The 12,882-nt window shown below is 69.5% G+C and carries 12 protein-coding genes; 6 read left to right on the top strand and 6 right to left on the bottom strand.

Annotation, left to right across the window (positions count from 1 at the left end):
- Positions 1-18 precede the first annotated feature (18 nt).
- Positions 19-1,083 (bottom strand): alpha/beta fold hydrolase, encoded by a 1,065-nt coding sequence (locus AC3IRM_RS14465; RefSeq protein WP_489203779.1) that lies wholly within the window; start codon positions 1,081-1,083, stop codon positions 19-21.
- Between the two features lie 176 nt (positions 1,084-1,259).
- On the opposite strand from AC3IRM_RS14465, the gene AC3IRM_RS14460 reads away from it, so the two are divergent.
- A complete protein-coding gene (locus AC3IRM_RS14460) occupies positions 1,260-1,877 on the top strand; it encodes a nucleotidyltransferase family protein (RefSeq protein WP_489203778.1) in 618 nt (205 codons plus the stop codon).
- A gap of 350 nt (positions 1,878-2,227) precedes the next feature.
- On the opposite strand, the gene AC3IRM_RS14455 is transcribed toward AC3IRM_RS14460, so the two are convergent.
- From AC3IRM_RS14455 to AC3IRM_RS14435, 5 genes are read right to left on the bottom strand one after another with little or no spacing between them, the layout of a single operon-like run.
- The gene (locus AC3IRM_RS14455) at positions 2,228-2,536 is read right to left on the bottom strand and encodes a hypothetical protein (protein WP_489203777.1); all 309 of its coding nucleotides are present in this window, start codon (positions 2,534-2,536) and stop codon (positions 2,228-2,230) included.
- The gene (locus AC3IRM_RS14450) at positions 2,533-3,843 is read right to left on the bottom strand and encodes an ABC transporter permease (protein WP_489203776.1); all 1,311 of its coding nucleotides are present in this window, start codon (positions 3,841-3,843) and stop codon (positions 2,533-2,535) included. The genes AC3IRM_RS14455 and AC3IRM_RS14450 overlap by 4 nt, the downstream gene beginning before the upstream one ends.
- 54 nt (positions 3,844-3,897) lie before the next feature.
- Complete coding sequence (locus AC3IRM_RS14445; protein WP_489203775.1) at positions 3,898-5,055, bottom strand: ABC transporter permease; 1,158 nt, start codon at positions 5,053-5,055, stop codon at positions 3,898-3,900.
- Between the two features lie 25 nt (positions 5,056-5,080).
- Entirely contained in the window at positions 5,081-5,773 is a 693-nt protein-coding gene (locus AC3IRM_RS14440) for an ABC transporter ATP-binding protein (protein WP_489203774.1), read from the bottom strand.
- A gap of 44 nt (positions 5,774-5,817) precedes the next feature.
- On the bottom strand, positions 5,818-7,065 hold the full coding sequence (locus AC3IRM_RS14435; protein WP_489203773.1) for an efflux RND transporter periplasmic adaptor subunit: 1,248 nt from the start codon (positions 7,063-7,065) through the stop codon (positions 5,818-5,820).
- Positions 7,066-7,311: 246 nt separating this feature from the next.
- Here AC3IRM_RS14435 and AC3IRM_RS14430 point away from each other — a divergent pair, with 246 nt between their 5' ends.
- From AC3IRM_RS14430 to AC3IRM_RS14410, 5 genes are read left to right on the top strand one after another with little or no spacing between them, the layout of a single operon-like run.
- Positions 7,312-8,268 carry an ABC transporter ATP-binding protein gene (locus AC3IRM_RS14430; RefSeq protein ID WP_489203772.1) on the top strand — a complete coding sequence of 319 codons (957 nt, stop codon included), beginning with the start codon at positions 7,312-7,314 and terminating at the stop codon, positions 8,266-8,268.
- Positions 8,268-9,038, top strand: a complete 771-nt coding sequence (locus AC3IRM_RS14425; protein ID WP_489203771.1) for an ABC transporter permease — start codon at positions 8,268-8,270, stop codon at positions 9,036-9,038. Before AC3IRM_RS14430 ends, AC3IRM_RS14425 begins: the two co-directional genes overlap by 1 nt.
- Before the next feature lie 29 nt (positions 9,039-9,067).
- A complete protein-coding gene (locus AC3IRM_RS14420) occupies positions 9,068-10,918 on the top strand; it encodes a CIA30 family protein (protein WP_489203770.1) in 1,851 nt (616 codons plus the stop codon).
- A gap of 56 nt (positions 10,919-10,974) precedes the next feature.
- Entirely contained in the window at positions 10,975-12,168 is a 1,194-nt protein-coding gene (locus tag AC3IRM_RS14415) for a sensor histidine kinase (RefSeq protein ID WP_489203769.1), read from the top strand.
- Between the two features lie 60 nt (positions 12,169-12,228).
- Entirely contained in the window at positions 12,229-12,858 is a 630-nt protein-coding gene (locus AC3IRM_RS14410) for a response regulator transcription factor (RefSeq protein ID WP_489203767.1), read from the top strand.
- Positions 12,859-12,882 lie beyond the last annotated feature (24 nt).

Below are 12,882 nucleotides of genomic sequence, written 5' to 3'. Positions count from 1 at the left end.
GCGCGCCTGCAGGAGGTTCTAGCGCGCAGCGAGTGCGCTCTGCGGACAGGCCGCTGCGTCGAACCAGTCGACGACGGTCGGCGCCAGACGGTCGAGCCGCATCGGCAGACTGAGGTGATCTTCGCCGGCGAGTTCCAGATAGCGCGCGCCGGGCATCGCGGCCGCGAGCGCACGTCCATGTTCGACCGGCACGTGTCGATCCGCGTCGCCGTGCACCAGCAGCACGCACCCCGGCGTCTGTGCGAATGCGGCGCCGACATCGACACCGTCGAGCGGCAGCGACAGCGTGTCGCCGGCGCGTGTGATCGCCGCGTCCAGCACCGAGGCATCGATGCGCCAGCGCAGCCAATGGCGGGTGAGTTGCGCGTGCCAGCTGCCGCCGTCTTCATCGAGCATGTACGGCACCATGTCGCGGATCGCAGCGCCGGCATTGTCGAAGGATTCGAGCGCGACGACACGTTCGGCGTGCAGGCGCGGATCGGCCGCCGCGAACAGCGCGGTCGCCGCACCGTAGGACACACCGAACATGTGCAGCGGGCCGGCGATCTCGCCCTGCTCGCGCAATGCGGCAACCGCGTCGACGACGTCTCCGGCCTCGCGCGTGCCGTAGCCCGACGGCGCATGACCGGAACGGCCGTGATTGCGCAGGTCCAGGGTGATCGTGCGATAGCCGGCTTCGGCCAGCGCGATTGACCACGGCAGCAGCGAGCCGCCGTCCATCATCCAGCCGTGCAGCAGCACGACGGTGCCGCGCGGCGTCGCTGCGGACGCGGACGGCGGGTGGAAATCGAGCGAGAAGTCGACGCCGTGCGGATCGTCGGCGGGCCGCGTCCACGCGTAGTCCATGCCGTAGTCGCCGGGATCGAGCGCGCGCCAGAACACCGGCACGCCGTCGCTCGTGGTGACGTGTCCGCTGCGGTTCGGCAGCCGCGCGAACGCGGCCTCGACACGATCGGTCTGCAGCAGCGGCGATGCGCCGGGCGGTGCCACCAGCTTCGCGGCCAGCGAATTCGCCATGCCCGGCCAGGACGAGAATCCGGCGACGAGCAGGCAGGCGACGAGGAGGGCGGCGAGGCGGAGCATGGTGATGGGAGGGGGCGAGGCGGCCGCGCAGACTATCGACGCGGCGCCAGGCGCCGCTATCGCACGGCGATGACAACTGCATGACAGACGGTCGCCGTTCATCGGCAGGCGGCGGTCGCTGCACCGGCCTTCTGGCACAGTGCGGCCATGTCGACCTGTCGCCCGGGAATTCTTCGATGACCACCGCGCATGCCGCGATCGTGCTCGCCGCCGGCGGCAGCACGCGTCTCGGAAGGCCCAAACAGCTGCTGCGCCACGACGGCGAAAGCCTGGTCGCACGCGTCGTGCGGCTGGTCGCGGAGACACATCCCTACCGGCTCGTGGTGATGCTCGGCGCGTACCACGACGCCGTCGCCGCGGAACTCGCGCCATCGCCGCACGGCTTCGTCGAGCTGCACGCGGTGCCGGACTGGCGCGACGGTCTGTCCGCCAGCCTCGTCGCCGCATCGCGTGCGCTGCAGGCGCATCGCGGTCCGGTGCTGGTGACCGGCATCGATCAGCCTGCGCTCAACGCCCTGCACCTGCGCGCGCTGCTGGACGGCGCACGCAGCGTGCGTTCGGGATGTGCGGCGGTGATGCACGGCGAACGACCCGGCGCACCGGCGGTGCTGTCGCACAAGCTGTTCGCGCAGGTGGATGCGCTGGAAGGGGATCGGGGATTCGGATCGTTGCTGGCGGCGTTGCCGGAGGAGGATCTGTTCCGGCTGCAGGCGCCGTCGCTGGCGCAGGACATCGACACACCGGATGACGTCGCGCAGGCGCTGAAGGACGGGTTGGTGGATCGCGGGGTCTGACATCAAGCAGACGGTGTAGCCCCCGCGAAAGCGAGCCTCCGTGGACGTGCGTGCGGATGTGACGAAGGTTCCTGGATTCCCGCCTTCGCGGGAATTGCGCTGATTTGTCTGGAAGGATTGGCAAATACTCCGTCACTCCCGCGAAGGCGGGAGTCCATGGACATGCGCGCGGACGAAGGTCCTTGGATTCCCGCCTTCGCGGGAATGACGACGCATGGTTCCAGTCGCCAGCCGAGACAGGAAACGAATCAGGTCCCGTGGGGCGAGGGTCTCCAAACGTAATTGCTCACGCGACTCTTCTTTGTTCGTGGTCTTGCGGAAACGCTCTGTGCGTAAGACGTGCGCGGCAATCAACCCGTACGCGACATCATCCACACCACGCACACCGCACCGACGACACCGATCACCAGCGCCGCATTGCGCCAGCGTCTCGCACGGCGCTGATAACGCGCGACGCGTTCGTCGTTGAGCGCAGTGGCGCGCGCGATCCATGGGGCGGTGTCGCGTTCGGCCTGGGCATAGATGACCTCGGCGCGCGTCGGATCGGCTTCGGCGCGCAGCGCAGCATCCTCGTAGCGTTCGAATGCACGCTTCTGCAGCGACTGGATCTCGCGTGCGATGTCGGCGTTCGACAAGGTATCGGGCGATGCGGCACTCATGTCGCGCGCAACGCCGCGGTGACCGGCAGGCGCGCGGCGCGCAGGGCCGGGAACAGGCCGCCGACGAGGCCGATGCCCAGCGCCCACTTCAGGCCATTCCACAGCAGTTCCGGCGAGACCTTGAACTGGAACACCACCTGGCTGAAGTTGCTGCCCAGCGTGCTGACGCTGTAGCCGTTGAAGATGCTCCACGCGAGCAGCCCGCCGAGCAGGCCGCCGAGCAGCGCCAGCAGCATCGTCTCCAGCATCACCGCGACCACCACCGGCAGGCCGCGGAACCCGATCGCGCGCATCGTCGCGATCTCGCGCGCGCGGCCGGCGACCGCGGCGTACATCGTATTGAGCGCGCCGAAGACCGCGCCGACCGCCATGATCGCGCCGATCACCGTGCCCAGCACGTTGATGATCGTGGCGAGCTGGCCGGACTGTTTGCCGTAGTAGGCGCGCGTCGTCGAGACATCGAGTTTCAGGCGCTGGTCGGCATCCATCGCGGTCTTGAATGCGGTGAAGCCGGCGGTGCCGTCGGTGCGCACGGTGATCGACTGGTAGGCGCCACGGTTGTAGGTCGAAGCGAGCGTTTCGGCATCGGTCCACAGTTCCGAATCGTGCGCATCGCCGGAGGCGAACACGCCGACGACCGTCCACTTCTGGTTGCCGAGATTGAGCGTCTTGCCGACCTCGAGCCCGCGGAACTGGCTGCGCGCGCCCTGGCCGACGACGATCTCGCGCAGGCCAGGCGCGAACGTGCGGCCCTCGATCACCCGCACCTTGTCGTGCACCGCCCAGGCGAGTTCGCCGACGCCGCGGAACTGCGCGTTGACGTCGCTGCCGTCGGCCTTCGACGGCAGGTTGACCACCTGCGACAGCTCCGGCGACAGCAGCGGGCGGCCCTGCGCATCGCGCGCGATGCCGGCCAGCGTGCCGATCAGCGGCACCTGGTCACGGGTGATCACCGAATTGGTCTCGGCCTGCGAGCCGCCGCGCAGCACAATCGCCGAGGTCTCGTCGCCGGTGCTGTTGAGCGTCGCCTTGAAGCCTTCGCCCATTGCCAGCATCGCCACCAGCACGCCGACCACGCCGGCGATGCCGACCACGATCACCGACGATGCACCCCAGCGCTGCGGCAGGCTGCTGATGCCGATGCGCGCGGCCGCCAATGCCAGGCGGCCACCGCGCGTGAGCACCAGCCACAGCGCGATGGCGACCGCGATCGCCAGCACGCCGTACCAGGGCAGCAGCACCCACACCGCGAGGCCGACAATCAGCGCGACGATCGACAGCAGGTTCCAGAGCCACGGGCTTTTCATATCGGTCCGATCCGGTTCGTCGTGCAACGGAAGGCAGTGCGTCGGGTCATGACGTCAGCGCCCGGCGAGCGCATCGACGATCTTCAGTCGCTGCGCGCGCAGCGCCGGCAGCACACCGACGATGATGCCGATGCCGATCATCAGGCCGAGCCCGATCAGCCAGGTCTGCGCCGGCACCGTGGGCAGCGCGATCACGCCGCCGCTCGCCGCGCTGACCCCGGGCATGATCGCCGAGGCAAGGCCCAGGCCGACCAGGCCGCCGATCACCACCAGCAGCACCGATTCCACCATCACCAGCACCAGCACGGTACCGTCGGTGAAACCGAGCGTCTTCAGCGTCGCGAGTTCGGGGATGCGCTCGCGCACCGCCTGCGCCATCGTGTTGCCGGTCAGCAGCAGCAGGGTGAAGAACACCGCGCCCATGATCGCGGTGACGATCAGGCCGATGTCGGCGAACTGCTTGGCGAACGCCTGCTGGAACGCCGACTCGGTCTGCGACTTGGTCTCGTGGTCGGAGTTCGCCGAGATCGCATCGATCGCCTGCGCCACGCGCGAGGCCTGGTCGGCATTCGCCAGCTGCACGGTGAACCAGCTGACCTGGTTCTTGATGTAGTCGTTGGATTCGTCGAAGTAGGTCCAGTTCATCATCAACTGGTTTTCCGCGCCGACATTGCTGCGGTCCCTGGCGCGGAAGATCGCCTTGAGTTCCAGTGGCCAGTCGTTGCTGCCGCCGCGCGGGAAGATCGTCGCCTGCATCGGGATCGTGTCACCGATCTTCCAGCCGAACTTCTTCGCCAGCGTTTCGCCCACGGCCGCGCCGGTGCGCGTGTCGCGGAAGGCCTGCAACTGGTCGGGCGGCACCTCGTATTCGCCGTAGACGTCGAAGAAGTTCGGCGCCACGGAGAAGTTCGGGAAGAAGTTGCGCTGGTCCTGGTAGATGCCGCCAAACCACATCGCGTAGGTCACCTGGCGAACACCGGGGATCGACTCGATCTGCGACTGCAGGCGCACCGGCAGCGACTGCGTGATCGACAGCCGCGAGGCGACGATCAGCCGGTTCGCACCGTCGACACTGCCGCCCGAATTGAAGGCCACGCGCACCGAATCGAGCATGCCGAACAGCAGGAACGCCGCGACCACCGACAGCAGGGTCAGCAGCGTGCGCGTCTTGCTGCGGAACAGCTGGGCCCACACCAGCGACAGGTATTTCATCGTGCCGTCTCCGGGTTGCGGTGGCTCAGTGCGCGCCGATCGGCGTGTCGACCAGCTCGCCCTTGTCGAGATGGATCGTGTGCGTGGCGTACTCGGCGGCCTTCGGGTCGTGCGTGACCATGACGATGGTCTTGCCGTGCTCGCGGTTGAGTTCCTGCAGCAGGCCGAGGATTTCCTCCGCGCTCGTCCGGTCGAGATCGCCGGTGGGCTCGTCGCAGATCAGGAACGTCGGGTCGGACACGATCGCGCGGGCGATCGCCACGCGCTGCTGCTGGCCGCCCGACAGTTCGTTGGGCTTGTGCGTGCGCCGGTCGGCGAGGCCGACCAGGGTCAGCGCGATCTCCGCGTTGCGCTTGCGCTGCGCCGCGCCCAGCGTGGTCAGCAGCAACGGCAGTTCCACGTTCTTCTGCGCGTTGAGCATCGGCATCAGGTTGTAGAACTGGAACACGAAGCCGACGTGGCGGCTGCGCCAGTTCGACAGCTGGCCGGCGCTCATGCGGTCGATGCGCTCGCCCTCGATCTCGATCTCGCCCGAGGTCGGCGTGTCCAGACCGCCGATCAGATTCAGCAGCGTGGTCTTGCCCGAACCCGACGGGCCCATCAGCGCGACGAAATCGCCGCGCGGGATGTCGAGATCGATGCCGTGCAGCACGTCGACCTTTTCCGGGCCGCGCTGATAGGTCTTGTGCAGGTTGCGGATGCTGACGAGGGACGACATGGCGCACTCCGGAGTGGATGCTGCTCGGTGGATGTGGTGTGCGATCAGCGGGATTCGTTATCGGCGGCGGCCATGCGCACCTTCGCGCCGTCGGTCAGCGTGTCGGGCGGATCGAGCACGACGGTGTCGCCGGCGTTGAGGCCCGACAGCACCTGACGGTCGTTGCCGAGCGCGATGCCGATCTCGAGCGTCTGCTGCGTCACGGTGTCGTCCTCGCCGAGCACGAAGGCGACGTCGGCGCCATCACGCTGCACGATGGCCGCGCCCGGCACGCGCACGCCGCGCGGCTGCTGCGCATCGTCGGCCTTCGGCGCTTCGAGGAAGCTCACGCGCACGCCCATGTCGGGCACGATGCGCGCGTCTTTCTGCTTGATCGCGATGCGCACCTTGACTGTCGCCTTGCCGCGGTCGGCGGCCGGGATGATCGCGATGACCTCGGCCGGAATCTTCCAGTCGGGATAGGCATTGAGCGTCGCCTCGACCGGCATCTTCGGCTGCACGCGGCCGATGAAGGCTTCGCCGACGTCGACTTCGACTTCCAGCGAATCCATGTCGACGATCGTGCCGATACCGGTGCGGGTGAAGCCGCCACCGGCCGACAGCGGCGAGACGATCTCGCCCGGCTGCGCGGACTTCGCGATCACGATGCCGGCGAACGGTGCGCGCACGATGGTGTTGTCGACGCCGAGATCGGCGATCGCCAGTGACGCGGACGCGACCTGGGTATTGCGCTGCGCGGTGACCAGCTGCGCGCGCAGCGCATCGCGCTGGGCGACGGCCTGGTCGAACTGCGAGCGCGACACCAGCTGCTGCGCGACCAGCGACTGCAGACGGGTGGCATCGGCTTCGGCCTGCGCCAGCTGGGCCTGCACGCTGCCGGTCTGGCTGCGCGCGGCGGCGAGCTGCGAGGCCGACAGGCTGCGCTGCGCATCGGCGTCGATCGGATCGAGCGTGGCCATGATCTCGCCGGCTTCGACGCGCTGGCCTTCCTCGATCAGCACCTCGCGCACGCGGCCGGTGATCTTCGACGACACCGTCGCGGTGCGGCGGGCGACGACGTAGCCGGTGGCATCGAGCACCGATGCGTTCGCGCCGCCGGCAGCGATCGCGACGACCGGGGCGGTGCGCACCTCGACGCCGCCGTCGCGCCCGAACAGCGCCCAGCCGGCGATCAAGACAAGCAGCAGCACGCCGACCGCGATGGCGATCCACAGCCCGCGTCGACGTGGCGGCTCGGGCGGCGCCTTGCGGTCGATGCGGAGTTCGTTGAGCAGGTCGGCCTTGGTATTCATGGGTTCCATGGAAAGCAGGACGTGACGACAGGCGGGAGTGTGACCGCGGGGGTCTGTCGATCCAACCTGCCGGAAGTCAGCTTCCGACGGGGTGCCGAGCAGAGCAGGCGCAGCGATGCGCCGGGCCGAGTCTGCGCGCTTCCCGGCCGCGGGTCACCTGACGGATGTCACCTGCAGGAGATGACGCCTGCGTCTGCCGGTGCCGGGCGCCGCGCCCGAGACTGCAGGCCACCCGGAGGACCCGAAATGCGCCCAGCCCCGCTCACTGCAGACACCACGCCGCACCCACCGGCACCACTCGCGAGCCTGCGTGGCGTGCGCCGCCGCCGCGGCACCGTGCAGGCGCTCGACGGCGTCGATCTCACGCTGCCACCCGGTCAGGTCACCGCCCTGCTCGGCGTCAACGGCGCCGGCAAGACCACCGCGATCGAAATCCTGCTCGGTCTGCAAGCCGCAGACAGCGGAGAGGTGACGCTGTTCGACCGGCATCCGTCCGACCTCGCCGCGCGTCGCCACATCGGCGTGATGCTGCAGCAGGCGCAGTTGCCGGAACGCCTGCAGGTGGGCGAGCTGCTCGCACTGGCGCGCAGCTGGTATCCGCAGCCGCGCAGCATAGCCGATTGCGTGGCGCTGGCCGGACTCGACGGCCTGCTCGGCCGGCGCTACGGGCGGCTGTCGGGCGGGCAGCAGCGCCGCGTGCAGTTCGCGCTCGCGCTGTGCGGGCGGCCGAAGCTGCTGTTCCTCGACGAGCCGACCACCGGCCTCGACATCGGCGCACGCCAGCAGGTGTGGCGCGCGATCCGCAGCCTGGTCGCCGACGGCGTCGGCATCCTGCTGACCACGCATTACCTGGAAGAGGCCGAAGCGCTGGCGGATCGCGTCGTCGTGCTCGATGCCGGCCGGGTGCGTGCCGACGGCAGCATCGGCGACATCCGTGCGCAGGTCGCGCAGCGACGCATCCGCTGCGCGACCGTCGTGCCTGCCGATGTCGTGGCGACCTGGCCGGGCGTGCGCACGGCGAAGCGCGTCGACGGGCAACTGGTGGTCATGGCCGAGCATGCGGAAGCCGTGCTGCGCCGGCTGCTCGACGCGGACCCGCAGCTCACCGACCTCGACGTGCAACGCGCCGGTCTTGCCGACGCCTTCGTCGCGATGACCGTGGCCGCCACACCCATGTCCGATTCGAACCAGGAGGCCGCGTGATGGACACGACGATCGAGACCGGCGCGCGCGTCGGGTTGCTGCGTTGCTATCTGCTCGATACACGCTGCGAACTGCTGCGACTGCTGCGCGAGCCGATGTACATCATTCCGACGCTGCTGTTTCCGGCGCTGTTCTACGTGATGTTCGGCCTGCTGATGGGCGGGCGGAGCGGCGGCGAGGCGGCGCGGTACCTGCTCGCGACCTACGGCGTGTTCGGCGCGATGGGCGCGGGCCTGTTCGGTTTCTCGGTCACGCTGGCGATCGACCGCGAGCGCGGCTTCTTCGCATTGCGCCGCGCATTGCCCGCGCCGCCGAGCGCGTGGCTCATCGCGCGGATGCTGATCGCGATGCTGTTCGCACTCGGCATCGTGCTGGAGCTTGCGCTGCTGGCAACGGTGTTCGGCGGCGTGTCACTGGCGCCGGGGCAGTGGGCGCTGCTGTGGACGGTGACCGTGCTCGGCGCGCTGCCGTTCTGCGCGATCGGCCTGCTGCTCGGCAGCGTGGCCAGCGCGAACGCAGCGCCGGCCTGGGTCAACCTGCTGTTCCTGCCGATGGCCTTCCTGTCCGGCCTGTGGCTGCCGCTGGCGATGCTGCCCGACGTGTTCGCGCGACTGGCCCCGCTGTGGCCCGCCTGGCACCTGGCGCAGATCGCGCTGGGGGCAACCGGGCAGCCGGCGACCACGTCGCCGTGGCTGCACCTGCTGGTGCTGTCCGTCGTGACCGTGGCCTGCTGCGTGCTCGCGCTGCGCCGTCTCGCGCGCGCGGCCTGACGTTCCGCTTCGACATCCGGAGAACCGACATGACACATGCGAACAGGACAGGACAGCGGCGCTGGCCGGGCGTCGCCGCAGTGGCGGCACTGGTGGCCGTGCTCGGCGGCGCCGTGGCACTGACGGGACGGGCGCCCGCGACCGCAGCGGGCACGACGACCACGGCGGGCGCGTTCGCGATTCACGACGTGCGCATCTTCGATGGTGTCGACGTCATCGAACGCGGCACGGTGGTGGTGCGCGACGGCCGCATCGAGGCGGCCGGTGCGGGGGTGGCGATCCCCGACGGGGTCGAGGTGATCGACGGCGCAGGGCGCACCCTGCTGCCCGGTCTGATCGATGCGCACGTGCATGCCTGGGGCAACGCGCAGCAGGACATGCTGCGCTTCGGTGTGACCAGCGGGCTCGACATGCACGGCATGCCGGAGCGCCTGCCGGCGCTGCGCACGCAACGGGAATCCACTGCGCCCACCACGCAGGCCGATCTGTGGGCGGCCGGCACCGCGATCACCGCACCCGGCGGCCATGGCACGCAGTACGGGTTCCCGGTGCCGACTGTCGATGCCGACACCGATATTCCGGCCTTCATCGCCGCACGCGTGGCCGAAGGCGACGACTTCATCAAGTTGATCGTGGAGGATCTCAGCGGCTACGCGACGGGCCGCACGCTGCCGACGCTGAGCGCCGCACAGGTACGCGCCGTCGTCGACGCGGCGCACGCGCACGATCGCGTCGCCGTCGCCCACGTGTCCACGCAGGCCAGCGCCCGCGAGGTGCTGGAGGCCGGTGTCGACGGCTTCGTGCATGTGGCAGACGATGCCGTGGCCGACGACGCCTTCGTCGCCGATGTCGCGCGTCGCGATGTGTTCGTCGTGCCGACACTGGTGGTGATCGCGTCGGTGGCCGGCGTCGACGCAGGCCGACAGCTCGCGGCCGACACCGCGTTGTCGCCTTGGCTGACGCCGGAACAGCGCGACAGTCTCGGCGCACGCATGTCGGTGACCCCGAAGCCGCAACGCCTTGCCGATGCGATCGCCAGCGTGCAGCGCCTGCATGCGGCAGGCGTGACGATTCTCGCCGGCAGCGATGCACCCAACTCCGGTACCGCACAGGGCGCCAGCCTGCATGGCGAACTCGCGTTGCTGGTGCAGGCCGGGCTGACGCCGCAGCAGGCGCTGGTGGCCGCGACCTCCGCACCGGCCGCGCGCTTCGGCATTGCCGACCGTGGCCGGGTCGCGCCGGGCCTGCGTGCCGATCTGGTGCTGGTCGACGGCAATCCGCTGGACGACATCACCGCGACCCGGCGCATCGAAGCCGTGTGGAAGAACGGTGCGCGCGTCGAACGCGTCCAGCCCGCCGCCGCAGCTGCCGCAGGCGCAGTGCCTGGCGACACCCGCATCAGCGATTTCGAGATCGGTCTCGACGCGCGCTTCGGCAGCTGGGCGCCGACCACCGATCAGATGGCCGGCGGGGCGTCGATCGTCTCGCATGCACGGATCGACGGCGGCGCGAACGGCTCGGCAGGCGCGCTGTCGGTGAGCGGCGAGATCAGGCCCGGCTTCGCGTTTCCGTGGTCCGGGGTGATCTTCTTCCCGGCCGCGCAGGCGATGCAGCCGGCGGATCTGTCGTCGCGCCGCGAGCTCGTGTTCCGCGTGCGCGGCGACGGCCGCCGCTACAGCGCCCTGCTGTTCTCCGGCGCATCGCCAAGCGCGATGCCGGCGATGCAGAGCTTCCAGGCCGGCAGCGCGTGGACCGAAGTGCGACTGCCGCTCGGCGGGTTCGTGGGCGCAGATCTGTCGCAGGTGCGCGGCATCGCATGGACCGCCGGCCAGCCTGACGGCCTGTTCGCCTTCGCACTCGACGACGTGGAACTGCGCTGAGATGCAGGCCGAGCGCCGCATCCCGGCACGACCGCCACTTCTGGTGGACGCCTGAGATGGCTACGCTGCGCGACATGCAGACCGACACCACCGCCACGACGATGCGCACCTTCGCAGGCCTGCGGGTCGCGCCGGATTCCATCATCGGCAGCGCGCTGCGTCAGGGCCGGCCTGCATGGAGCGAAGGCATCCATGTGTTCTGGTCGGTGTGGGTGTTCGTCGTGCCGATGTTCTCGCCCTACGGGTACGACCTGCGCTGGATGCTGCTGACGCTGCTGTCGTATCCGATCTTCCTCGCGCTGTTCGCGGGCGCACTGCTGTTGCCGGCGCGTCGTTCGCCGTGGTGCGCGCTCGGCATGATCGCGCTGTGTTTCGGCCTGCTGCCCTGGTACGTGTCGAGCCTGAGCTACTTCGTGTTCGGCTGCGTGTTTCTCGGCGCGCTGTCGCGCAACGCGGTCTGGCGTTACATGCTCGCGCTGATCGTCTTCAACGCGGTGCTGCTGGCCTGGGCACGCGTACTCGGCTATCCGTGGGTAGCGCTGGCGTGGATGCCGGTGACGACGGTGATGATCGGCCTGCTGGTGCACGTGGAGCGGCTGAAGAACCGCCAGGATGCCGCGCTGCGGTTGTCGCACGACGAAGTGCGCAGGCTCGCCGCGGTCGGCGAGCGCGAGCGCATCGGTCGCGATCTGCACGATCTGCTCGGCCACACGCTGTCGATGGTCGCGTTGAAGGCCGATCTCGCCGCGCGCCTCGTCGAGCGTGATCCCCTCGGTGCGCAGCGCGAGATCGGCGAGGTCGGCGGCATCGCCCGTGATGCGCTGGCGCAGGTGCGACAGGCGGTCAGCGGCATCCGCGCCGCGGGGCTGGCGGCGGAACTCGCGTCCGCGCGACTGCTGCTGGAGACCGATGGCGTGGCGTTCGGCTACAGCCTCGACGACACCGTCGCAGGCGCCGGTCTGTCGCCCGCCGTGGAAACCGCACTGGCGATGACGCTGCGCGAGTCGGTGACCAATCTGCAGCGCCACGCGCACGCGCACAGCGCGCAGGCGCAGTTCTCGCGCGAAGGCGACACGATCCGGCTGCAGGTCAGCGACGACGGCCGCGGCGGTGCGATGGTGCCCGGCAACGGCCTCTCGGGCATGCGTGAGCGCATCGAGGCGCTGGGCGGACAGTTGCGCGTCGACAGCGGCGCCGACGGGACGCGGATCGATGCGCGCATTCCGCTGGTCACGCCACAGGGCGACTGATCCGCATCGCACGCCCTCGTACGCCTTGTCGACCGCCATCCAACTGCTACCGTCATCGCCATGCCGCGCATCCCGACTTCCGAAGCACCGCTCCGCATCCTCATTGCCGAGGACCAGGCGATGCTGCGTGGTGCGCTGACCGCACTGCTAAATCTGGAAGACGACCTGTCGGTGGTCGGCAGCGTCGGCGATGGCGAATCGGCCTGGCGCGAACTGCAGCGCCTGTCGCCGGACATCCTCGTCACCGACATCGAAATGCCCGGCCTCACCGGCCTCGAACTCGCGCAGCGCATCCAGCGCCACGCACTGCCGGTGCGCGTGGTCATCGTCACGACGTTCGCGCGCGCCGGTTTCCTGCGCCGCGCGCTGGATGCCGGTGTAGGCGGCTATCTGCTCAAGGACGCACCGGCCGAGCAGCTCGCCGATGCGCTGCGCCGTGTCCACGACGGCGGCCGCGCGATCGATCCGCAGCTCGCGCTGGAAGCCTGGAGCGAACCCGACCCGCTGAGCGAACGCGAGCGCCAAGCGCTGCGCCTGGCCGGGCAGGGCATGAGCGCCAGCGAGATCGCCGCGCAGCTGCACCTCTCGCACGGCACCGTGCGCAACTACCTGTCGGAAGCGATCGGAAAGCTGGGCGTGGGGAACCGGATCGAGGCGTATCGGCTGGCGCGGCAGAAGGGGTGGTTGTAGGCGGGCAGTGATCGCGCGCGGGAC

Source organism: Luteimonas sp. KH_071 (assembly GCF_057838005.1).
This window is presented reverse-complemented; position numbering and strand designations above follow the sequence as displayed.